Source organism: Ralstonia sp. SA306 (assembly GCF_054792405.1).
In genome coordinates this window covers 644832-665555 of record NZ_CP096451.1, presented here as the reverse complement: position 1 = coordinate 665555, position 20724 = coordinate 644832, and the positions used below count along the sequence as shown (strand labels likewise).

Annotated in this window: 22 protein-coding genes, 1 other RNA gene and 1 riboswitch; of the genes, 10 read left to right on the top strand and 13 right to left on the bottom strand. The window is 63.7% G+C overall.

Annotated features, from left to right (window positions below; translation table 11 throughout):
* Positions 1-62 precede the first annotated feature (62 nt).
* A riboswitch (cobalamin riboswitch) is annotated at positions 63-313 on the bottom strand.
* Positions 314-480: 167 nt separating this feature from the next.
* The 5 genes from M1D44_RS03225 to M1D44_RS03205 all read left to right on the top strand — a co-directional run bounded on the left by M1D44_RS03225 (position 481) and on the right by M1D44_RS03205 (position 2978).
* Positions 481-801, top strand: a complete 321-nt coding sequence (locus M1D44_RS03225; protein WP_316853112.1) for a hypothetical protein — start codon at positions 481-483, stop codon at positions 799-801.
* 2 nt (positions 802-803) lie between these two features.
* Positions 804-1121, top strand: a complete 318-nt coding sequence (locus M1D44_RS03220) for a cell division protein ZapA (RefSeq protein WP_045202841.1) — start codon at positions 804-806, stop codon at positions 1119-1121.
* A gap of 215 nt (positions 1122-1336) precedes the next feature.
* Positions 1337-1556: non-coding RNA, 6S RNA (ssrS, locus tag M1D44_RS03215), on the top strand.
* A gap of 155 nt (positions 1557-1711) precedes the next feature.
* Positions 1712-2182: an EVE domain-containing protein gene (locus tag M1D44_RS03210; RefSeq protein WP_316853111.1), complete on the top strand. Its 471-nt coding sequence runs from the start codon at positions 1712-1714 to the stop codon at positions 2180-2182.
* Between the two features lie 94 nt (positions 2183-2276).
* Entirely contained in the window at positions 2277-2978 is a 702-nt protein-coding gene (locus M1D44_RS03205) for an SIMPL domain-containing protein (RefSeq protein ID WP_024975019.1), read from the top strand.
* A gap of 66 nt (positions 2979-3044) precedes the next feature.
* On the opposite strand, the gene lgt is transcribed toward M1D44_RS03205, so the two are convergent.
* On the bottom strand, positions 3045-3947 hold the full coding sequence (gene lgt / locus M1D44_RS03200) for a prolipoprotein diacylglyceryl transferase (RefSeq protein WP_024975018.1): 903 nt from the start codon (positions 3945-3947) through the stop codon (positions 3045-3047).
* A 14-nt stretch (positions 3948-3961) separates the two neighbouring features.
* Positions 3962-4906, bottom strand: a complete 945-nt coding sequence (locus tag M1D44_RS03195; protein WP_316853110.1) for a LysR family transcriptional regulator — start codon at positions 4904-4906, stop codon at positions 3962-3964.
* A gap of 128 nt (positions 4907-5034) precedes the next feature.
* Between M1D44_RS03195 and ilvD the strand changes: the two genes are divergently transcribed.
* Positions 5035-6708: a dihydroxy-acid dehydratase gene (ilvD, locus tag M1D44_RS03190; protein WP_024975016.1), complete on the top strand. Its 1674-nt coding sequence runs from the start codon at positions 5035-5037 to the stop codon at positions 6706-6708.
* 54 nt (positions 6709-6762) lie between these two features.
* Here ilvD and M1D44_RS03185 read toward each other — a convergent pair whose 3' ends face one another.
* The 3 genes from M1D44_RS03185 to M1D44_RS03175 are packed head-to-tail and all read right to left on the bottom strand — an operon-like array spanning position 6763 to position 9143.
* On the bottom strand, positions 6763-7188 hold the full coding sequence (locus tag M1D44_RS03185; protein WP_316853109.1) for a DUF2486 domain-containing protein: 426 nt from the start codon (positions 7186-7188) through the stop codon (positions 6763-6765).
* Positions 7185-7613 (bottom strand): DNA polymerase III subunit chi, encoded by a 429-nt coding sequence (locus M1D44_RS03180; RefSeq protein WP_024975014.1) that lies wholly within the window; start codon positions 7611-7613, stop codon positions 7185-7187. Before M1D44_RS03180 ends, M1D44_RS03185 begins: the two co-directional genes overlap by 4 nt.
* Before the next feature lie 21 nt (positions 7614-7634).
* Positions 7635-9143 carry a leucyl aminopeptidase gene (locus tag M1D44_RS03175; protein WP_024975013.1) on the bottom strand — a complete coding sequence of 503 codons (1509 nt, stop codon included), beginning with the start codon at positions 9141-9143 and terminating at the stop codon, positions 7635-7637.
* 114 nt (positions 9144-9257) lie between these two features.
* Between M1D44_RS03175 and lptF the strand changes: the two genes are divergently transcribed.
* Genes lptF through M1D44_RS03160 form a run of 3 tightly spaced genes read left to right on the top strand, consistent with a single transcriptional unit; the run spans position 9258 to position 11940 of the window.
* Positions 9258-10376, top strand: a complete 1119-nt coding sequence (gene lptF / locus M1D44_RS03170; protein ID WP_024975012.1) for an LPS export ABC transporter permease LptF — start codon at positions 9258-9260, stop codon at positions 10374-10376.
* On the top strand, positions 10376-11569 hold the full coding sequence (gene lptG / locus M1D44_RS03165; protein WP_024975011.1) for an LPS export ABC transporter permease LptG: 1194 nt from the start codon (positions 10376-10378) through the stop codon (positions 11567-11569). The genes lptF and lptG overlap by 1 nt, the downstream gene beginning before the upstream one ends.
* The gene (locus tag M1D44_RS03160) at positions 11569-11940 is read left to right on the top strand and encodes a sirohydrochlorin chelatase (protein WP_024975010.1); all 372 of its coding nucleotides are present in this window, start codon (positions 11569-11571) and stop codon (positions 11938-11940) included. The genes lptG and M1D44_RS03160 overlap by 1 nt, the downstream gene beginning before the upstream one ends.
* Positions 11941-11953: 13 nt before the next feature.
* Here M1D44_RS03160 and M1D44_RS03155 read toward each other — a convergent pair whose 3' ends face one another.
* The 8 genes from M1D44_RS03155 to M1D44_RS03120 all read right to left on the bottom strand — a co-directional run bounded on the left by M1D44_RS03155 (position 11954) and on the right by M1D44_RS03120 (position 19606).
* Complete coding sequence (locus M1D44_RS03155) at positions 11954-12355, bottom strand: 5-carboxymethyl-2-hydroxymuconate Delta-isomerase (RefSeq protein ID WP_316684111.1); 402 nt, start codon at positions 12353-12355, stop codon at positions 11954-11956.
* Between the two features lie 128 nt (positions 12356-12483).
* Positions 12484-13293, bottom strand: a complete 810-nt coding sequence (gene cobA, locus M1D44_RS03150) for a uroporphyrinogen-III C-methyltransferase (RefSeq protein WP_112183921.1) — start codon at positions 13291-13293, stop codon at positions 12484-12486.
* A gap of 56 nt (positions 13294-13349) precedes the next feature.
* On the bottom strand, positions 13350-14681 hold the full coding sequence (locus M1D44_RS03145; RefSeq protein WP_024975007.1) for a sulfate adenylyltransferase subunit 1: 1332 nt from the start codon (positions 14679-14681) through the stop codon (positions 13350-13352).
* Positions 14682-14683: 2 nt separating this feature from the next.
* Positions 14684-15634 (bottom strand): sulfate adenylyltransferase subunit CysD, encoded by a 951-nt coding sequence (cysD, locus tag M1D44_RS03140; RefSeq protein ID WP_112183919.1) that lies wholly within the window; start codon positions 15632-15634, stop codon positions 14684-14686.
* A 20-nt stretch (positions 15635-15654) separates the two neighbouring features.
* Positions 15655-16482 (bottom strand): phosphoadenylyl-sulfate reductase, encoded by an 828-nt coding sequence (locus M1D44_RS03135; protein ID WP_316853108.1) that lies wholly within the window; start codon positions 16480-16482, stop codon positions 15655-15657.
* On the bottom strand, positions 16479-17027 hold the full coding sequence (locus tag M1D44_RS03130) for a DUF934 domain-containing protein (RefSeq protein ID WP_024975004.1): 549 nt from the start codon (positions 17025-17027) through the stop codon (positions 16479-16481). Before M1D44_RS03130 ends, M1D44_RS03135 begins: the two co-directional genes overlap by 4 nt.
* Positions 17028-17045: 18 nt before the next feature.
* Entirely contained in the window at positions 17046-18707 is a 1662-nt protein-coding gene (locus M1D44_RS03125) for a nitrite/sulfite reductase (protein WP_316853107.1), read from the bottom strand.
* A 125-nt stretch (positions 18708-18832) separates the two neighbouring features.
* Complete coding sequence (locus M1D44_RS03120; RefSeq protein ID WP_024975002.1) at positions 18833-19606, bottom strand: sulfite exporter TauE/SafE family protein; 774 nt, start codon at positions 19604-19606, stop codon at positions 18833-18835.
* Positions 19607-19761: 155 nt separating this feature from the next.
* On the opposite strand from M1D44_RS03120, the gene M1D44_RS03115 reads away from it, so the two are divergent.
* A complete protein-coding gene (locus M1D44_RS03115) occupies positions 19762-20703 on the top strand; it encodes a CysB family HTH-type transcriptional regulator (protein WP_024975001.1) in 942 nt (313 codons plus the stop codon).
* The last annotated feature ends 21 nt before the right edge of the window (positions 20704-20724 follow it).

The following is a 20724-nucleotide window of genomic DNA, read 5'->3' as shown; positions in this document are numbered from 1 at the left end:
TCCCCCGCAGGTCACTGGCAGCAGGATCTCGATGCGGTTCCCTCCGGGGCTTCACATCGGCTCTGAGATCCACCGTCCTGGCCGGTATCCGGGCTGGCGAAGCGGCCTGCCCGCCTTCCCATTCCCAGAGGAACAGTGGCGTATGGACAGACCGCGCGGTACCCATCTTCTTCTTGGCGAGATGGCAGGCACACGCGACGTTCGCTTACCGTTGCGGGGGCAGCGCAGGTTGGCGCATCGCTTGGGGCGCGCGCTCCCTGCTTCCCGTTTAACTGCAGATGGTGCTGCGGGCACCAGGACGCCGCGAAGTTTAACGGAAAAGGCACGCTAAACCCGCCCAAGTCGCGGTAAAAACACACCCTTCGCCCTTTGTGCCCGCTGCGTCGCCTCATGCCGCCGCAACTCGCGCATCCGTATGGAGGACAGGCGCGACGCGCATGATCGGCTAAAATCCCCCCACTCGATTCTGATTGACACCCAATGCTGAACGAACTCGAACAACTTGCCGGCAAGATCGCGCGCGTGCTGCGTCACGCCGATGCGCTAGCCGCCGAGAACCAGCGCCTGCGCGCCGAAGTCGAGCGGCTTCAGGCGGAAGCCGATGCCTCCAAGACCGAGCGCGACGCGATGGTCGCCGATCGCAGCGTGCTCAATGCCAAGATCGAAGAAGCGCAACTGCGCATCCAATCGATTCTCGACAAGCTGCCCACGGCTACCGACGCGCGCCAGCTTGACCTCCTCGGCCAGGCCGCAGGCGCCGATGAAACAACGGCCGCCCCCGCCCCGCATTCGGAGACCTAAGCATGAGCAGCAAGCAAATTGAAGTGAACATCGCCGGGCAGCCCTACAAGTTTGCCGTCTCGGTCGATAACGAAGCGGCCCTGCGTGAAGCCGCAGCCATGGTCGACAATCAGATGACGCGCATCAAGAACGGCTCGAACACCAAGGGTATCGAGCGCGTTGCCGTGATGGCCGCCATTAGCATCGCGTCGGATTTGCTGTCGATGCAACGCCAGGCCGCGTCCGATTCCGCCCTGCCGATCGACTCGATTCGCGCCAAACTGGCCGACCTGAACGCCCGCACTGACGAGGCGCTGCGCCAGTACGGCGAAGTCATTTGACTCAGTACAAAACGTGTTTGTAACCGGATCGCATCCGGGCTTGGGTTCGGATGCGAACGGGTGTATAGTGTCTCCCAATGGCTTCCGGAATCTCCCGCAAACCCTTGCAGCATAAGGCTTTAGCGGCTATAGAGTAGAGAAAAACGGTTGCCTGCGATGAATCTTTCAGACGCATCGCCATGCGCTCGAAACACAGCGTGATGATGCGTCTGACAGTTTCCCTGCCTGGTTCGCCATGGCCATTAATTCCTTGAACCGATAAGCATTGCTTGGTGCGGGATATGCCGTGTGGGCGAGCGCGTCTTCCAGTGCATAGCGTGCGACGCAAGTCGTGGGCTCCCTGTGCTGGTGATGTACCCAAAATGCGGCTTCCGCTGCCACTCTGAACCTCACTTGGGTTCAGGATGCGGGTCTAGCGGCCAAGGTGGGGACCCAACAAAGGGCGGTAGTGCACATGTGCGCTACCGCCTTTTTCTTTGCCTATCCTCGATACACCCGCTATTACCGCACCGCTAATGGCGAGGCCGCGGCCGTGTTGCTATGCTGCGCACACCGTCACCTCCCCGCACGTCGCCCGCGCGCCCCACACGATGGCCACCCAGTACTGGTTGATGAAGTCCGAGCCCGACGAGGCCAGCATCGATACGCTGCACGCCGAAGGCACGCTGCCCTGGACCGGCGTTCGCAACTATCAGGCACGCAACTTCATGCGCGACCGCATGCGCATCGGCGACGGCGTGCTGTTCTACCACTCGTCTTGTCCGCAACCCGGCATCGCGGGGCTGGCGGAAGTCTGCTCGACCAGCTATCCCGATCCCACGCAGTTCGACGCCAAGAGCAATTACCACGACCCCGCATCGAAGCCCGAAGCGCCGCGCTGGATGCTCGTCGACGTGAAGTTCGTGCGCAAATGCGCGCTGATTGATCTGCCGACGTTGCGTGCGCAGGAACAGCTCGCCGACATGACGGTGCTGCAACGCGGTAACCGCCTGTCGATCACGCCAGTCACACCTGCGCAGTGGCGTTACATCACCACCAAATTGATGCGCGATCCTGAGTGAATGGTTGGCATCGGCGGGGAATTGTTACAAACGTGATGAACGATGCGCGTAACAGCCAGTCAGACGCATCACATTGCTTTTTTGGGAGAACACAATGAAATCTGTCCTGGCCGCAACCATTTTGGGGACTGCAATCATGACGACTGCTTTCGCACAAGCTGCTCCTGAAACGAATCATTCGGGCGTGCTGTCGCTGGATGCGCAGGCCGTAGCCGAAGTGCCGACCGACACCGTCACGCTCACACTGGGCGCCGAGCAGGAAGGCGCGGACCCGGGCGCGATCTCCACGGCCCTGTCGCGAAAGGCCGATGAGGTGATCAACCAGGCAAAACGCACGTCCGGCGTACAGGCAGAGACAGGCGGCTTCAACATCTATCCGAACACCGATCGCAACGGCAAGATCAGCGTCTGGCGTGGCCGTGCGGAAGTGCGCATCACATCGAAGGACTTTGCTGCGGCGTCCAAGCTGGCGGGCCAACTGGCCAACCAGATGCAGGTGCAGAACGTGAACTTCACGCTCTCGCGCGAGGCACGCTCGGCGGCGGAAGCCAAACTGATCGATCAGGCCGTGAATTCGTTCCGCGACAAAGCACTGACGACCACCAAGCTGTTCGGCTACACGAGCTACACGATCCGCGACGTGCATGTGAGCGAGGGCAGCAACAACCCGGGCCCGCGTCCGATGATGCGCATGGCAGCGGCTCCGGCGTCGTACGATTCGGCACCGGTGCCCATCGAGGGCGGCAAGGCCCAGGTGACGGTGACCGTTTCCGGTGCCGTGCAGATGCTGAAATAAGCAGCGAGCCGCTCCATGAAAAAAGCCACCGAAGTTCGGTGGCTTTTTCTTTGTGCGATAGCAGCGTCAGGCGTGCGCCTGGCTTTTTTCGCCGTTGCCTGCACGACGATACGACCAGACCAGCATGGCAATGCCGATCAGGATCATCGGCAACGACAGCCACTGCCCCATCGACAGGTTCGCCGCCAGCAGGCCGAGGAAGTTATCCGGCTCGCGGGCAAACTCCGCAATGAAGCGGAACACGCCGTAGCCGAGCAGGAATGCGCCAGACACCGCGCCCATCGGTCGCGGTTTGCGCGCGTACAGCCACAGCAGGATGAAGAACAGCACGCCCTCGCCGAGGAACTGGTAGATCTGCGAGGGGTGGCGCGGCAGCATGTGGTACTGGTCGAACAGAGCTTGCACGCCGCTGGTGACGGCCTCTTGCGCGTGCGAGAGCAGCCACTCCCGGTCTTCGCCCTGCGCCTGCGGGAACATCATCGCCCAAGGCAGATTGGGCGACGACACACGGCCCCACAGCTCGCCGTTGATGAAATTGCCAAGGCGCCCCGCTGCGAGGCCGCACGGCACCATCGGCGCGATGAAGTCGGTCACCTGCATCCACGAGCGGCCGCGCATGCGCGCATACAGCATCATCGCGACGACCACACCGAGGAAGCCGCCGTGGAAGGCCATGCCGCCTTCCCAAACCTTGAAGATGTCGAGCGGGTGGGCGAAATACCAGTCGGGCTTGTAGAACAGCACGTAGCCCAGGCGCCCGCCCAGAATCACGCCCAGCACGCCGTAGAAGAGCATGTCGTCGAGGTCGCGGCCGGTCCAGCCTTCGGCGGCGATGTGTGGCTGGCGCGTGCGCAGGCGGCCGAACCACAGGAACATGATGAACGCCGCCAGATACATCAGGCCGTACCAGCGGATGGCGAGCGGCCCCAGATGCAGGGCGACGGGGTCGAATTGCGGATGGATGAGCATGAATCCTGTGGGTTTCAGGTTTGGTTGTTTTCTTGCAGCTTGGCAACGGCTTCGGCACTGGCCACGAACCACGGCAGCACCGGCGAAGCCGCATCTCGCCGCCACACGAGCCCGGTCTCGATGAACGGGCTTGGCGCGGCAAGTTCGAGATAGACCACGCCGGTCCGCTGCAGGTTGCATAGCGATGCCGGGACCAGCGCAATCCCCATCTCAGCGGAGACCAGGCTGACGATGGTCTGCATCTGGATGGCTTCCTGGCCAATGCGCATCGCGGCCCCAGATTCTCCTGGCCGGCCGCCGTGCGCGGCATGATAGCCGGTAATGATGTCATACAGCGCAGGCGCGGACCGGCGCGGGAAGATGATGAGCGATTCGGCCGCCGCATCCGCCAAGGCAATGGGCTGGCCCGGCACCACGCCCCATTGCGCTGCGCGCGATGCGGGCACCGCCAGCACAAGGCGCTCGCGCACCAGCGGGCGGTATTCCAGCTCGCCGGGCACCGAGCCCGCGTGATGCGCGATCACGACACCCGCGTCCACATCGCCGGCCAGGAGCGCTTCGATCTGCACATCGCTGGTGGCCTCGCGCAGCAGAAGCTGCACCTCGGGCCGCGCGTCGCGAAAGTGCCGCAGCAAGGCGGGCAGGATGCCGTAATCGGCGGTGCTGACGAAGGACAGCGACAGCGAGCCGACCTCCCCGCGCGCCAGCCGCTGCGCCAGACCGGGCAGCGCATTCGCCTCGGCAAGCACACGCCGCACCTCGGCCAGCCAGCGCGCACCGACGGCCGTCAACGCCACGGAGCGCTGCGTGCGATGGAACAGGGTGACCCCGAGTTCGTCTTCCAGCGCGCGAATCTGCTGCGACAGCGGCGGCTGCGTCATCGAAAGACGCTCGGCGGCGCGCCCGAAATGCAATTCCTCGGCAACGGTCACAAAGTAGCGAAGCTGGCGCAGATCCATATCGGCGATTGATATATTTTTCGAATCAATAATCAATCAATAATATATTTGACGCGCCATTTCTCCAAGTGCATGCTGGGCGCCAAGCTGTTGACTACAACGATAGTGCCGCCCCCACGGAGACCACCATGCCAGACAACAAGCGTTCGCAGCACATCACCCAAGGTGTGGCACGCTCGCCCAACCGCTCGATGTACTACGCATTGGGCTACACGAAAGACGACTTCAACAATCCGATGATCGGCGTGGCCAACGGCCATTCGACCATCACGCCGTGCAACTCGGGCCTGCAGAAGCTGGCCGATGCCGCCGTGGCTGCAGTAAAGGATGCCAACGCGAATCCGCAAATCTTTGGCACGCCGACCATTTCCGACGGCATGTCGATGGGCACGGAAGGCATGAAGTTCTCGCTGATCTCGCGCGAGGTAATCGCCGACTGCATCGAGACCTGCGTCAACGGCCAATGGATGGATGGTGTCGTCGTTATCGGCGGCTGCGACAAGAACATGCCAGGCGGCATGATCGCCCTGGCGCGCACGAATGTGCCAGGCATTTATGTGTACGGCGGCACCATCAAGCCGGGCCACTGGAAGGGCAAGGATTTGACCATCGTCTCGTCGTTCGAGGCCGTGGGCGAATTTACCGCCGGCCGCATGAGCGAGGAAGACTTCGAGGGCATCGAGAAAAACGCCTGCCCGTCGAGCGGGTCGTGCGGCGGCATGTACACGGCCAACACGATGAGTTCATCGTTTGAAGCGCTCGGCATGTCGCTGCTGTATTCGTCGACGATGGCCAATCCCGATCAGGAGAAGGTCGACAGCGCAGCCGAATCTGCGCGCGTGCTGGTCGAAGCCGTGCGCCGCGACCTGAAGCCGCGCGACATCATCACGCGCAAATCCATCGAAAACGCCGTAGCCGTGATCATGGCCACCGGCGGCTCCACCAACGCCGTGCTGCACTACCTGGCCATCGCCCACGCGGCGGAGGTGGAATGGACGATCGATGACTTCGAGCGGGTGCGCCAGCGCGTGCCCGTCATCTGCAACCTCAAGCCGTCGGGCCAATACGTGGCGACCGACCTGCACGAGGCAGGCGGCATTCCGCAGGTGATGAAGCTGCTACTCAACGCCGGCCTGCTGCACGGGGATTGCATCACCATCACGGGCAAAACGCTGGCTGAAGAACTCGCGCACGTTCCCGACCAACCGCGCGCCGATCAGAACGTGATCCTGCCGATCGACAAAGCTCTCTACAAGGAAGGCCACCTCGCCATCCTGAAAGGCAACCTGGCCGAAGAAGGCGCCGTGGCGAAGATCACCGGCCTGAAGAATCCTGTCATCACCGGCCCGGCGCGCGTGTTCGACGACGAGCAAAGCGCGATGAGCGCGATCCTGAGCGACCAGATCAAGGCCGGCGACATCCTCGTACTGCGCTATCTGGGGCCGAAGGGCGGCCCCGGCATGCCGGAGATGCTGGCCCCGACCTCAGCCATCATCGGCAAGGGCCTGGGCGAGTCGGTCGGCTTTGTCACCGACGGACGCTTCTCGGGCGGCACGTGGGGCATGGTGGTCGGCCACGTCGCGCCGGAAGCGTACGTGGGCGGCACGATCGGCTTGGTGCACGAAGGCGATTCAATCACCATCGACGCGCATCAGCGCCTGTTGCAGTTGAACGTGCCAGACGATGAGCTTGCCCGCCGCCGCGCCGCGTGGAAGCAGCCAGCGCCGCGCTATACGCGTGGCGTGCTGGCAAAGTTTGCGAAACTGGCAGCAACGGCCAGCAAGGGCGCGGTAACGGACTGAGTTCGAGCAGCACCAACAAAAAACCCGCCAGACGGCGGGTTTTTCTTTGTGCGATCAGCGCTGCGGGGGCTTCTGCTGCGCGGCGAGCGCATCGTCCAACGCCGCGCCCAGCCAATCCATCAGGCGGGCCTCCAGCGTGCGGGTCAGGTCAGCGGCGAGCTGTTCGCTCAACAGTGACAGGCGTGATTCCATGGCTGCGCGACACTGCGCTTCGATCAACGCCGGCCACTCGGACTGGAAACGCCACATCACGTCGCCCATCACGCGGGCGGCATCGGTCCCTTCGGGAGGCATGGCCGAAGTGGGTGCAAGGCCTTGCTCGCACAGGGCGGGCGGGACGTCCACGTTGCCGGCTTCAGTCGTGGCGGGCAGCGGCGCGGCAGGCGCGGCCGTAGGCGCCACATCCTCCAATTCGACAATTTCCGTCAGAACAGGGATGTTGTTGTCCGCGTGGGACCCGGGATAGCGTCCGTCGGTCATGCGCGCCCCACGTCATGATGTTGGATCGGATAGCCGCGATCGCGGTAGAACCGGAAGCGATCGCGCGCAGCGGCGCGATCGGCGTCGTCATCGCCAACGATCTCGATCAACCGGCTAAAGCGCGCGAACAGCGCCGGCGGTTCAGGCGACAGATTGACCAGAATGTCGTGATGCGGCGCGTCGTCCAGCGGCTCGGATGCATCGGCCAACAGGATGGGCGTCTGCGCGGCCAGCGGATGCCTCAGGCCGCAGTGCGGCAGGAAATCGAGCTGGCTGAACGTCCACAACTGCGTGTCGAACGCTTGCAGCGCAGCCTGATCTCCGACCACGATCACTTTCTGGCCCGCGCCGTAGGCCTTGCGCACGAGCCGGCAGGCATAAGCCAGCTTGCCGGGCACGTTGCTGTGAAAGTCGACGCGAGTCATACGGTGCTTTACCTCTGCCAATCAACCGCGGTCCATCAGGAAGCGCGTCAGCAGCGGCACCGGGCGGCCCGTGGCGCCCTTGGCCGCGCCGCTCTTCCAAGCGGTGCCGGCGATGTCCAGGTGGGCCCAGTCGTACTTTTCGGTAAAGCGCGCCAGGAAACAGGCAGCCGTCACGCTGCCGGCCGGACGGCCGCCGATGTTGCCCATGTCGGCAAAGTTGGACTTGAGCTGCTCCTGGTATTCCTCATCCAGCGGCATGCGCCACGCTGTATCGAGCGATTGCTTGCCGGCCGCCACCAGCGCACCCGCCAGCGCGTCGCTGCGGGCGTACATGCCGGTGTTGATGTGGCCGAGCGCGATGATGCAGGCGCCCGTGAGCGTTGCCACGTCGATCACCACCGCCGGCTTGAAGCGCTCCACGTAGGTGAGCGCATCGCACAGGATCAGGCGGCCTTCGGCGTCGGTATTCAGGATCTCGATGGTCTGGCCCGACATGCTGGTCACAACGTCGCCCGGCTTGGTGGCAACGCCACTGGGCATGTTCTCGCAGGTCGGCACCACGGCGATGACGTTCTGCTTGAGTCCCATTTCGGCCACAGCACGCAGCGTGCCCAGCACCGAAGCGGCGCCGCACATGTCGTACTTCATCTCGTCCATGCCCTCGCCCGGCTTGAGCGAGATGCCACCCGTATCAAACGTGATGCCCTTGCCGACCAGCACCACCGGGGCCTGCTTGGCGGGGCCGCCCTCGTAGCGCAGCACGATGAATGCCGGCGGCTCGACGCTGCCCTTCGTCACGGCCAGGAAGGCGCCCATCTTCAAGGCTTCGATCTGCTTGCGGCCAAGCACTTCCACCTTGAGCTTGAAATCCTTGGCGATCTGGCGTGCGGTGTTGGCCAGGTACGTCGGCGTGCAGATGTTGGACGGCAGGTTGCCCAGATCACGCGTGAGGTCCATGCCGTTGGCGATGGCGGTGCCGCGCGCTGCGGCCACGCTGGCAGCCTTGGCATCGGCTGCAGATACGGTCAGGACGACCTTGCGCAGGCTCGTACCGTTCTTGTCGCGCTTGCTCTTGAGCTCCGGATGGCGCTCGATGAAGCGGTAGCTGGCTTCGCGGATGAGCGTGACGGCGGTCAAGACCGCCCAGGCGGTGTCTTTGTCGCGCGCGGTGTGCTCGGTGAGCGCCCACGTCACGCTGGTGGCCTTGGTGCTGGCCAGCGCGCGCAGTGCGGTGCGCACGGCTTCGGCGTAGGCGCGATCGGTGAAGTCGGCTTCCTTGCCCAGACCGACCAGCAGCACGCGGGCAGCGCCCACGCCGGCCACTTCGTGCAACAGCAGCGACGTGCCGCGCTTGCCTTCAAAGTCGCCCAGCTTGACGAGGCGGGCAACCAAGCCCTTGGTGGCCACGTCCAGCGCCTTTGCAGCACCAGCCAGGGTCTGCGACTCGAACAGACCGATCACGAGGCAATCGCTCTTGGCAGCCAGGGCGCCCGCTTTGGCCCAATCCAGGGCTTTTGTGCTAAATTCCATCGCGCTTCTCTCTATGAGGCGAGTCAACGAAAGCCCACATTATCCGCCATTTTGCGCAGGGGCTCCGGTGGAACGTACACCGGCTATGACCTCGCCCTCCCATCCCGCATCCGCATGATTTTTGAACAAGCCCTGCGACGCGAGCTGTCATTCACCGCCGGCGCCGTCTTCCTCGTGCTGCTGACGTTCATGCTGACCACCCTGGTGATCCGCATTCTCGGCATGGCCGCCAACGGCGAAGCGAACCCGAACGACGTCCTGCTCCTCATCGGCCTGGCAACGCTAGGCTACCTGGCGATTCTCCTGTGCGCCACGCTCTTCATCTCGGTATTGCTGGTGCTGACGCGCTGGTACAAGGATTCCGAGATGGTGGTGTGGTTCACCTCGGGCATCAGCCTGACGGATTTCATCCGCCCCGTGCTGCGTTTCTCGCTGCCGTTCATCGTGCTGGTGGCGCTGCTGGCGCTGTTCGGCTGGCCGTGGGCCAATCAGCAGAGTGCGCTGTTCCGAGATCGCTTCGAGCAGCGCGATGTGCTGTCGATGATCTCAGCCGGCCGCTTCATCGAGCCCGCGCACGGCAGCTACGTCCTCTTTATCGAGGGCGTCGATAACGGCATGAAGCACGCCCGTAACCTGTTCGTCGCCAATGCCGAGCAGGACAAGATCGGCGTGGCGATGGCCAAGACCGGCGAATTCAAGACCATGCCCAACGGCGACCGCTTTGTCGTACTCGACAAGGGCCGCCGCTATGAAGGCACGCCCGGCAAGCTCGACTACCGCATCGTCGAATTCGACAAATACGGCGTGAAGGTCGCCAACAAGCCGCCGCAAGCAGATGCCAGCCTGCCAACCAAGAGCCGCTCCACGAAGGATCTGCTCGCCAACCCGACGCCCGAGAACCTCGGTGAACTGGTCTGGCGGATCGGCCTGCCGCTGCTGGCGTTGAACTTCGTGCTGATTGCGATTCCGCTGGCCTACGTCAACCCGCGCCTGGGCCGCTACACACCGATGATCTTTGCGGTGTTGATCTACCTGACGTATTCGAACCTGCTGAACCTGTCGCAGGCGTGGGTCTCGCAGGGCAAGATGAACGTGTTCATGGCTTGGTGGCCGATCCACCTCGCTGCCTTCATCTGCGCGGTGCTGCTGTTCCGCTTCCGCCACTACAGCGCGGCCGGCCTGAAGGGGATTTCCGCCCTGCTCGGCTTCGCACCCAAGAAGGCGGGTGCGTGATGAAGATGCCGGTCTATGAGAAGTACTTCGCGCGTCAGATCTACGGCGTGTTCGTCTTCATCCTGTTTGCGGTGCTGGCACTGTTTATCTTCTTCGACATGCTGGGCGAACTGGGCTCGGTGGTCGGACGCTATACCACGCTCGTCGCGTTCTTCCACGTGATGCTGCAGGCGCCGACGCGTGTGTACGAAGTGATTCCGGTGGCTGCGCTCATCAGCGCCATCTATGTGTTCTCGCAGATGGCGAGCCAGTCGGAGTTCACGATCTTTCGCGTGGCAGGGCTTGATACGCGGCGTGCGCTGATGTCGTTGTTCAAGATTGCGCTGCCGCTGGCGCTTGTCACGTACATCTTCGGTGAATTCATCGGGCCGAAAGCGGAAGAGTACGCACAGAAGGTACGGCTGGAAGCGCTGGGCGCGACGGTGTCGGCCGGCTTCCGCTCGGGCGTGTGGGTCAAGGATCGCGGCCCCGCCAAGCCCGACGGCACGGGTGGCGAAGTCACCCGCTTTGTCAACGTCGGCGCTCTGCAGCCGGACCAATCCATCAAAGGCCTGCGCATCTATGAATTCGATTCGGACTACCGCCTGAGTTCGATCCGCGTGGCGGAGCAGGCGCGCTACCAGGGCCACCAGAACTGGCAACTGAACGGCGTGACGGAAACGCGCTTCATTGAGTTCCCGCGCAAGCCCGGCACAGTGGCCCCGCAGGACACCGTGCAGGCGGTGCCCGGCGCACCCGATGCGCTGGCGCCCGACTTCCGCGGCGAGCAGATCAAACTGCCGCAGCAGGAGATGCGCTCTGAGCTCACGCCGCAGATTCTGTCGGTGCTGATGGTCACCCCCGACCGCATGGCTACGCTGGACCTCTTCCAGTACATCCGCCACCTGCGCGACAACAAGCAGGACACGCAGCGCTACGAGATCGCGCTGTGGAAGAAGGTGGTCTATCCGTTCACTGTGCTGGTGATGATGGCGCTGGCCCTGCCTTTTGCGTATCTGCATGCACGTGCCGGGGCAGTCGGCCTGAAGGTGTTCGGCGGCATCATGCTGGGGTTGTCATTCCAACTGGTGAACAACCTCTTCTCGCACGTCGGCCTGCTGAATACGTGGCCGGCCATCTTTACGGCCATCGTGCCGGGCGCGCTGTATCTGGCACTGGCGCTGGTCAGCCTGCGCTGGGTGGAGCGCCACTGATGGCTGACCGGGCGCTTGTCCTCTTTGCACACGGCGCGCGCGATGCCCGCTGGCGTGAACCGTTCGACCGCCTGCGCGCGTGTTTGGCTACGCAGCAGCCCGACGTCGACACGCGCCTAGCCTTTCTCGAACTGATGGCGCCCGATCTGCCGGGCACCATCGATGATCTGGCCGCAAATGGCACGCGGAGTGTCACCATCGTGCCGGTGTTCTTTGGCCAGGGCGGCCACTTGCGGCGCGATCTGCCTGCACTGGTCGCGCAGTGCGCGCAGGCTCATCCCTCCCTCTCCATCCGCTGCGCCGATGCCGTTGGCGAAGACGACGCCGTGCTCGACGCCATCGCGGGTTACTGCGTCCGCCAACTCGGCTAAGCCAGACGTCGCCTCACTGCGGTTCTGCCATGCGCATGAAGCGCGCGTGCACGTTGTTTTCGACGTGAAAGCCATGCGCGTCGAACTCCACCAGCTCTAGTGTCAGCCCGAGATAACGGCGCGCAAACACGTCGACCAGATGCGCGCGCATGGCGGTGAACATCGCCGCGCAGATCGACCGCGTCACAGCTTTGCGCCGGCCCGCCTTGATGCGGAAGGTCACGTGGATGAAGGCGTCGTCTTCCACGCCGTCGGCCATGCGGTACTGGTCAAGGCGCAGCGCGCGCGTACGGATGCCGCCGGTGGGAAACACATCCGCGTAGCCGATCAGCACATCGTTGAGCACGCGCATCAGCTCAGGAATGCGCGCATCGGCCTCGACATTGGCGGTGTATTCGATGATGACGTGCGGCATGGCACAGATCTCCCCCCGGAGAATGGAATATGTCAAAGCATCTCATGCCCGGCAGCTTTATCGCTGCACCGGGCAATTTTGATTGCTTGAACAGGGGAGAGAGAAAGCGCCGGCGCGCTGAGCGCAGCTCAGGCGGCCAGGCTATGGGGATGCATGTCGAGCGCCAGTTCGGGCGCTGCCGCCGATGCCCGCGCGGCAAACGCGTCACCGATCATCAGCAGGCTCGGATGCTCTGGGTTGATCCACTCCGCTGCGGCGCCATCGGCCATCTGCTGAAGGGTGAAGCATGCCGAGCGCTGCTCGGGCGTTGTTGCGGCCTCGACCACCCAAGCGGGTGTCGACGGTGCGCGGCCACGGGCGATCAGGTCCGCAGCGATGGAGGCAGCTTGATCCCGGCCCATGTAGTAGACGAGCGAATCGGCCTGCGCAACGGGTTCCGGCACGACGCCTTCGGGTTGCGGCGTGTCGGGATCAGCAGCCTTGGCTTGCGTAACAAACGCGACGCTGCGCGCGACACCGCGCTTGGTCAACGGCTGACGGATCGCGGAGGCGGCTGCCAGCGCTGCCGTAATGCCTGGAACGATTTCGTAGTCGATGCCGGCTTGCTCGAGCGCCTGCAGCTCCTCGTCAGCACGGCCGAACAGCATCGGATCACCGCCCTTCAGGCGCACGACGCGCTGATATTTGGTGGCCAGATCGACGAGTTGGCGATTGATGAAGCGCTGTGCGGTCGAACGCTTGCCGCAGCGTTTGCCGACTGCAATCAGCACAGCCTGCGGGCAATACTGGAAGACCTCCGGCGAGACCAGTGCGTCATGCAGCACGACTTCGGCTTCGCCCAACAATCGTGCACCGCGCACCGTGATGAGGTCCGCGGCGCCGGGGCCCGCACCAATCAGGCTCACGCGGCCGAGTGTTTTGGGGGTCTTCGCTTCCATTGCCTAGGTTCCTTTGCTTTTTCCTGCGGGGCGCAGCTTACCGCGCCCCATCCACGTTAGGAAAATGCACGGATCATGCCAGCTGCCACCGTGTGGTGCGTGGCTTCGTCCACCAGGATGAACGCGCCGGTGGCCGGGTTGTCGCCATACGCATCGCAGACGATCGGCTTCTGCAGGCTGATGTTGACCGTACCGATATCGTTGAGTGCGATCTGCTTGCGGCCGGTTTCGTGCGACAGCGTATGCACGTCCAGCACGCGCTCCACATCCGACACACGTGCGAACACGGTGGCCGTAGTGTGCTTGAGCACGTACTTGCGGGCCGGGTTCAGCTCATGCGCGTCAAACCAGCAGAGGTCGGCATGCAGCTTCTTGGCTGCGTTGGCGGCAGTCGTCGGAGCAGCGACGATCGTGTCGCCGCGCGAGATGTCCACGTCATCGGCCAGGCGCACGGTGATGGTCTCGCCGGGGCCGGCAGAATCGGCTGCGCCATTGGGCGTCAGCACTTCGGCCACCGTGGTTTCGCGGTTGGCGGGCAGCACGCGCACGGCTTGGCCGACGCGCACCGTGCCGGCTTCCACACGGCCCATGTAGCCGCGAAAATCATCAGCCTGCGAGCCGTCCTGACGCGCCACGAGCTGCACGGGGAAGCGCAGCGCATCGTCGCCCGCCGGGGCGGTCTCTTCCACCTTCAGATCTTCCAGCAGCGCCAGCAGCGGCTCGCCCTGATACCAAGGCATGGCTTCGGAAGCGTGCACGATGTTGTCGCCGCGCAGGGCCGACACCGGCACGTAGCGCACATCGCGCAAGCCCAGTTGCGTGGCCAGTGCATCGTAGGCGGTACGGATTTCGTTGAAGCGCGCTTCGCTGTAGTCGACCAGATCCATCTTGTTGATGGCCACGATCACGTGTTGCAGTTCCAGCAGCTTCACGATGGCCGAATGGCGCTTGGTCTGGGCCAGCAGCTCCGTCTTGCCGTCAACGGTCGTCACACGCGTGGCATCGATCAGGATGATGGCGGCGTGCGCGGTCGAGGCGCCGGTCACCATGTTGCGCGTGTACTGCTCGTGGCCCGGCGTATCCGCAATGATGAACTTGCGGCGCGCGGTCGAGAAATAGCGGTACGCCACGTCGATGGTGATGCCCTGCTCGCGCTCGGCTTCCAGGCCGTCGGTGAGCAGAGAAAAGTCGATCTGCTCGCCGGCGGTACGCTTGTTCTTGGCGTTGGCCAGCGCTTGCAGTTGGTCGGTCAGCACGGCCTTGCTGTCGTACAGCAGGCGACCGATCAGCGTGCTCTTGCCGTCGTCAACGGAACCGGCGGTGATGAAGCGCAGCAGGCCTTGGTGCGATGCAGGGTGCGTCGCTGGGTGCGTCGAATTCGTCGTCATGATCAGAAATACCCTTCCTTCTTGCGCTTTTCCATCGAGGCTTCGCTCGTCTGGTCGTCCATGCGCGTGGCGCCGCGTTCGGTGATTTCGGTAACGGCCGTCTCGGCGATGATCTCGGCCGGCGTGGCGGCGGTGCTCGCCACCGGGCATGTGCAGCTGATGTCGCCCACGGTGCGGAAGCGCACCGACAGGACTTCGCTCACGTCGCCATCGGCCTTGGGCGTGATCGACGTGACGGGCACCAGCAGGCCATTCTTGCGCACGACTTCACGTTGATGCGCGTAGTAGATCGGCGGCAGGGCGAGGTTCTCGCGGGCGATGTACTGCCACACGTCGAGTTCCGTCCAGTTGGAGATCGGGAACACGCGCATCTGCTCGCCCTGTGCCATGCGGGCGTTGTACACGCTCCAGAGTTCCGGGCGCTGGGCCTTCGGATCCCACTGGCCGAACTCGTCGCGGAACGAGAAGATCCGTTCCTTCGCGCGGGCCTTCTCCTCATCGCGGCGGGCGCCACCCATCAGGGCGTCGAAGCCGTGCGATTCGATCGTTTCCAGCAGCGTGACGGCCTGTGCGGCGTTGCGCGAGTCGGTTTCCTTGCGCAGGCGCACCGTGCCGCGCTTGATGGAATCTTCCACATGGCCGACCACCAGGCGTGCACCCAGCTTGGCAACCTGCTCGTCACGGAAGGCGATCACTTCCGGGTAGTTGTGACCCGTGTCGATGTGCACCAGCGGGAACGGCAGATCGATCTTGCGATCGCCCAGGCGGAACGCCTTGAGCGCCAGGTGCAGCATGACGATCGAATCCTTGCCGCCCGAGAACAGCAGCGCCGGGTTGCGGCACTCGGCCACCACCTCACGGATGATGTAGATCGACTCGGCTTCCAGCCAGTCGAGGTGTTCGTTCTGCACAGGCGTCAGGGCCGTGCCGGGGATCTCGCTCATCACTCCCATGATTCTTCCTTAGCTCTCGCTCAATTCTGTTGCGACAGGTTCGTCGCCGAATTTGTCACCGCATTTGCCGCATGCAGACCGCATTCCTTGCTGTCGCGCGATTCCCACCACCAGCGGCCGGCGCGTACGTCTTCACCGGCACGCACCGCGCGCGTGCAAGGCTCGCAGCCGATGCTTGGATAGCCTTTGTCGTGCAGCGCGTTGGTCGGCACGTTGTGTTGTTCGAGGTAAGCCCAGACTTCTGCCTCGGACCAGTCGAACAGCGGGTTGTACTTGGCGATGCCGCGCGCGTCGTCGTCTTCGGCAAACGGCAGGTCGGCACGGGTGACGGCCTGCTCGCGGCGCTGGCCCGTGAGCCACGCGTCGGCGTCTTGCAGTGCCCGGTTCAGCGGCACCACCTTGCGGATGTTGCAGCAGGCTTTGCGCAGTTCAATGCTGTCGTAAAACGCGTTGAGGCCATGGTCGCGCACGTAGGCTTCCACTGCGCGGGCGTCCGGTGCGTATTGCTCGATCGCATAACCGTAGTGCGCGCGGATGCGGTCGAGCATCGCCAGCGTTTCGGCGTGCAGGCGGCCGGTCTGCAGCGTGAAGATCGGCAGGTGCGCCCGCACGGCCTCGGGGCTGCGCAGGATCGCATCGGTCACGACCATGTCTTCGGCAGCCAGGCTGGTGGCGAACTTTGCCACGCCGTGCTTGGCGGCAATCTCGGCCAAGCGCTCGAACAGCGCGGCTTCCTTCGCGGCCAGGGCTTCAGCCGTGCCGGTGTAGACGGGGCGCGTCCACAGCACCGGGCGCCCGATTGCGGACACCGGCACTTCGGACACGGCGATGTCTTGGGTGTCGCTCATGCTGCATTTGCCTCGGTTGTGCGCTCGCGGCGGAACAGCGGACGCGGCTCGTCGATGGCGCCTTGGTAGCGCACGCTGATCTCGCCAAAGCCGTTCAGCGCATCGTCGATGTTCTTGTCCGCACGCACAGCGTAGGCATCGAAGCCGCAGCGGCGCATGAAGTCGAGCTGATCGCGCAGCACGTCGCCAATGGCGCGCAACTCACGCGTAAAGCCCAGGCGCTGGCGCAGCAGGAACGCGGTGCTGTAGCCACGGCCATCGCGGAAGACCGGGAAATCCACGGCCACCAGCGACAGGTTCGGCAGGTCAGCCTCCAGCGCAAACGGCTCGTCGTCGGGAGCGAGCCAGACGGCCAGCGTGCCAGCGCGGGCGCGGCCGAGCAGCGCGTCGCGGTTGGCTTGCCAATAGGCCAGCGGCACGATGGCGTGCGCAGTGGCATCCACATCGGCTTGCGTGAGTTCGCCGCCTTCCGGTGCGCGCAGCACGGTCCATTCGTCAGCCACGATTTGCGGGGCACCGTTTTGCAGCTTGATGATCTTGCTCATAGTCGTTTCCCTCGGCGTTCAGGCTTCTTCACGGGCGTAGACGCGTTCCTTGAACGGGGCCATGCCGATACGGTGATAGGTGTCGATGAACAGCTCGTCTTCCGTGCGGTTGGCGACGAAAGTGTCGATGATGCGTTCGATCACATCGGGCATTTCTTCGGCCTTGAACGACGGACCGATGATCTTGCCGATCGCCGAATCGTTGCCCTGCGCGCCGCCCAACGACACCTGGTACCACTCTTCTTCGTGCTTATCGACACCCAGGATGCCGATATTGCCGACGTGGTGATGCCCGCACGAGTTGATGCAACCCGAGATGTTGAGCGACAGCTCGCCCAGGTCGTACACGTAGTCGAGGTTGTCGAAACGCGCCTGAATCGCTTGCGCGATGGGAATCGACTTGGCGTTCGCCAGCGAGCAGAAATCGCCGCCCGGGCACGCAATGATGTCGGTCAGCAGGCCGATGTTGGCGGTCGCCATGCCGTGCTCTTTGGCCAGTTGCCACAGCTCGAACAGATCGTGTTTCTTCACGTCCGGCAGGATCAGGTTCTGCTCGTGCGCGACACGCAGCTCGCCAAAGCCAAAGCGCTCGGACCAATCCGCCACCAGCGCCATCTGCTCGGCCGTCGCGTCGCCCGGAGGCAACGCCGCGCCCGGCTTGAGCGACAGCGTGACTGCGGCGTAGCCTGGCACGCGGTGCGGATGCACATTGCGGCTCACCCAGCGGGCGAACGCCTTGTTCTCCAGCAGCGCCTTTTCATAGGTGGCATCGGTGTCGGCCAGCTTTTCATACGCCGGCGGCGCGAAGAACTGCGCCACGCGGTCGAATTCGGCCTGCGTGATGGTCGACGGACCGTCCTTGATGTGCTGCCACTCTTCTTCCACCTGGCGGGCGAATTGTTCCGCGCCGATGGCCTTCACGAGAATCTTGATGCGCGCCTTGTACTTGTTGTCGCGACGGCCGTAGCGGTTGTACACACGCACGGCGGCCTCGATGTACGACAGCATGTGCTGCCACGGCAGGTCTTCCTTGATGATCGCGCCCAGGATCGGCGTGCGCCCCATGCCGCCGCCGGCCAGGATGCGAAGCAGCGTCTGGCCGTCCTTCTCATAGGCGTAGACGCCGATGTCGTGCAGTTGCGTCACGGCGCGGTCTTCGCGCGAGGCCGACACGGCAATCTTGAACTTGCGCGGCAGGAACGCGAATTCGGGGATGAACGTCGACCATTGGCGCAGGATTTCCGCCAGCGGGCGCGCGTCGACCACCTCGTCCGGTGCCACGCCAGCAAACTGGTCGGTCGTGATGTTGCGGATGCAGTTGCCCGAGGTCTGGATGGCGTGCATTTCCACCGAGGCCAGCTTGGCCAGGATGTCGGGCACCTGCTCCAGCTCGATCCAGTTGTACTGGATGTTCTGGCGCGTGCTGAAGTGGCCGTAGCCGCGATCGTGCTCGGCGGCGATGTGGCTGAGCATGCGCAGTTGCTTGGCGCGCAGGTGGCCATACGGAATCGCCACGCGCAGCATGTAGGCGTGGCGCTGGTAGTACAGGCCGTTCTGCAGACGCAGCGGCAGAAACTCTTCTTCCGTCAGTTCGCCCGAGATACGGCGGCGCACCTGATCGCGGAACTGCTCTACGCGGTCGGCGACGAGGCGGTGATCGTAAGCGTCGTATTGGTACATGACTGTTCAGTCCGATCCGGCTGGGCCGGCGTGCGATTCAATTGGGGGAAAGCGTTTCGTTATGGCGCTGCTGCCAGCTCAGCGACAGCAGCCGCAATCAAGCAGGGCCGGCATGAGGTCACGCATCACGACACCAGCTTGATGGCCGTGATCGTCAGCGTGGCGGCAAGCGCGCCGCGCACCAGACGTTCCGGCAGATTCTTGGACAGGCGCGCACCCAGCCAGATACCCGGGATGGAGCCCACCAGCAGTGACACCAGCAGGTTCCAGTCGATCGTGCCCAGGTACATGTGGCCCAGGCCCGCCACGGCGGTCAGCGGCACGGCATAGGCGATGTCGGTGCCGGCCACTTCGGCGCTCTTCAATTCGGGATACAGGATCAGGATGAGCGTCGCGCCCACGGCACCTGCGCCAATGGACGACACCGTCACCAGCACGCCCAGCACCACGCCGACGATGACCGTGGCCACGGCCAGCGCCGTGCCCTGCAGACGATAACGCGGGTTGGCCGCCAGCCAGCCCAATACGCGCTGACGGAACAGCAGCGAAATCACCGTCAGGATGACCGACGCGCCGATCGTCACGCGAATCACGTGCATCCACTCCGCATCCAGGTTGCCGGCGGTCTTCAGCACGATCACCGTCACCAGCGCTGCGGGCAGACTGCCCATGCAGAGGCGCTTGACGATGTCCCAGCGAATATGACCGTGGCTGCGATGTGCGATCGTGCCGACGCCCTTGGTGAGCGACGCAAATGCCAAATCCGTGCCGACAGCGGTCGCCGGCGAAAAGCCGAACATCAGCGTCAGCAGCGGAGTCATCAGCGAGCCGCCGCCAACGCCCGTCAGGCCGACCAACAGGCCGACCAGCAAACCGGAAACCGTATAGGCGAGCGTCATGGCGCGGGAGACAGTGAGGGCGTGTTATCACGAAGTTCGAGCATCGTAATGAACTGGCCTCATATCCCAAACCAATAAAAAATTGTTTGTTTATATGGCGTCGGTTATAAGTAGCGTTCAGTTCGCACCCGTTCTTCTTTATCGACCGCGCAGCCATGAACCTTCACCAATTTCGCTTCGTGCGCGAAGCCGTGCGGCAGAAATTCAACCTGACAGAGGCCGCAAAAGCGCTCTATACATCACAGCCAGGCGTTTCGAAGGCCATCATTGAGCTGGAAGAGGAGCTGGGCGTCGATATCTTCACCCGGCACGGCAAGCGCATCCGGGGTCTCACGGAGCCGGGTCGGCGCATCCTGGCCTCGGTCGAGCGCGTGCTGGAAGAAGTCGAAACCCTCAAGCGCGTCGGCAAGGACTACGCCGCGCAGGATCAGGGCAACTTCACCATCGCCACCACGCATACGCAGGCGCGCTACGCGCTGCCCAAGGCGATTGCCGAGTTCACGCGCAAATACCCCAAGGTGCGCCTTTCCATTCAGCAGGGCACCCCCGCGCAGATTGCCGAGATGGTGCTGCACGACCAGGCCGACCTTGCCATTGCCACCGAAGGCATGTCGCACGTGAAGGATCTGATCTCGATCCCGGGCTACCAGTGGCAGCATGTGGTGGTGACGCCGCCTGATCACCCGCTTCTGTCTCGCCAGCACCTGACGCTGGAAGACCTGAAGGGTTACCCGATCGTCACGTACGACCAGCACTTTGCCGGCCGGCCCAAGATCGACCACGCCTTCGAGCTACGCCAGATCAAGCCCGATATCGTGCTGGAGGCCATCGACGCAGACGTCATCAAGACCTACGTGGAAGTGGGGCTTGGCGTGGGCATCGTGGCCGGCGTGGCGTTTGACGCCGAGCGCGACCGCAACCTGCGCGCGATTCCGGCCGGACACCTGTTCGGCACCAACGTCACGCACCTGGGCGTCAAACAAGGCGCGTACTTGCGCGGCTTCGTCTACACCTTCATCGAACTGTTTGCGCCAACGCTGACGCGCAAGCTGGTCGAGCAACTCATGTCCGGCGATCACGAAGCGTACGAGCTCTGATTCGCCTGCAATTGCAATTGC

Excerpts from the sequence above, each read along its gene's own strand:
- M1D44_RS03225 (WP_316853112.1), top strand. The coding sequence starts at position 481 with ATGCTGAACGAACTCGAACAACTTGCCGGCAAGATCGCGCGCGTGCTG.
- M1D44_RS03220 (WP_045202841.1), top strand. The coding sequence starts at position 804 with ATGAGCAGCAAGCAAATTGAAGTGAACATCGCCGGGCAGCCCTACAAG.
- M1D44_RS03210 (WP_316853111.1), top strand. The coding sequence starts at position 1,712 with ATGGCCACCCAGTACTGGTTGATGAAGTCCGAGCCCGACGAGGCCAGC.
- M1D44_RS03205 (WP_024975019.1), top strand. The coding sequence starts at position 2,277 with ATGAAATCTGTCCTGGCCGCAACCATTTTGGGGACTGCAATCATGACG.
- lgt (WP_024975018.1), bottom strand. The coding sequence starts at position 3,947 with ATGCTCATCCATCCGCAATTCGACCCCGTCGCCCTGCATCTGGGGCCG.
- M1D44_RS03195 (WP_316853110.1), bottom strand. The coding sequence starts at position 4,906 with ATGGATCTGCGCCAGCTTCGCTACTTTGTGACCGTTGCCGAGGAATTG.
- ilvD (WP_024975016.1), top strand. The coding sequence starts at position 5,035 with ATGCCAGACAACAAGCGTTCGCAGCACATCACCCAAGGTGTGGCACGC.
- M1D44_RS03185 (WP_316853109.1), bottom strand. The coding sequence starts at position 7,188 with ATGACCGACGGACGCTATCCCGGGTCCCACGCGGACAACAACATCCCT.
- M1D44_RS03180 (WP_024975014.1), bottom strand. The coding sequence starts at position 7,613 with ATGACTCGCGTCGACTTTCACAGCAACGTGCCCGGCAAGCTGGCTTAT.
- M1D44_RS03175 (WP_024975013.1), bottom strand. The coding sequence starts at position 9,143 with ATGGAATTTAGCACAAAAGCCCTGGATTGGGCCAAAGCGGGCGCCCTG.
- lptF (WP_024975012.1), top strand. The coding sequence starts at position 9,258 with ATGATTTTTGAACAAGCCCTGCGACGCGAGCTGTCATTCACCGCCGGC.
- lptG (WP_024975011.1), top strand. The coding sequence starts at position 10,376 with ATGAAGATGCCGGTCTATGAGAAGTACTTCGCGCGTCAGATCTACGGC.
- M1D44_RS03160 (WP_024975010.1), top strand. The coding sequence starts at position 11,569 with ATGGCTGACCGGGCGCTTGTCCTCTTTGCACACGGCGCGCGCGATGCC.
- M1D44_RS03155 (WP_316684111.1), bottom strand. The coding sequence starts at position 12,355 with ATGCCGCACGTCATCATCGAATACACCGCCAATGTCGAGGCCGATGCG.
- cobA (WP_112183921.1), bottom strand. The coding sequence starts at position 13,293 with ATGGAAGCGAAGACCCCCAAAACACTCGGCCGCGTGAGCCTGATTGGT.
- M1D44_RS03145 (WP_024975007.1), bottom strand. The coding sequence starts at position 14,681 with ATGACGACGAATTCGACGCACCCAGCGACGCACCCTGCATCGCACCAA.
- cysD (WP_112183919.1), bottom strand. The coding sequence starts at position 15,634 with ATGGGAGTGATGAGCGAGATCCCCGGCACGGCCCTGACGCCTGTGCAG.
- M1D44_RS03135 (WP_316853108.1), bottom strand. The coding sequence starts at position 16,482 with ATGAGCGACACCCAAGACATCGCCGTGTCCGAAGTGCCGGTGTCCGCA.
- M1D44_RS03130 (WP_024975004.1), bottom strand. The coding sequence starts at position 17,027 with ATGAGCAAGATCATCAAGCTGCAAAACGGTGCCCCGCAAATCGTGGCT.
- M1D44_RS03125 (WP_316853107.1), bottom strand. The coding sequence starts at position 18,707 with ATGTACCAATACGACGCTTACGATCACCGCCTCGTCGCCGACCGCGTA.
- M1D44_RS03120 (WP_024975002.1), bottom strand. The coding sequence starts at position 19,606 with ATGACGCTCGCCTATACGGTTTCCGGTTTGCTGGTCGGCCTGTTGGTC.
- M1D44_RS03115 (WP_024975001.1), top strand. The coding sequence starts at position 19,762 with ATGAACCTTCACCAATTTCGCTTCGTGCGCGAAGCCGTGCGGCAGAAA.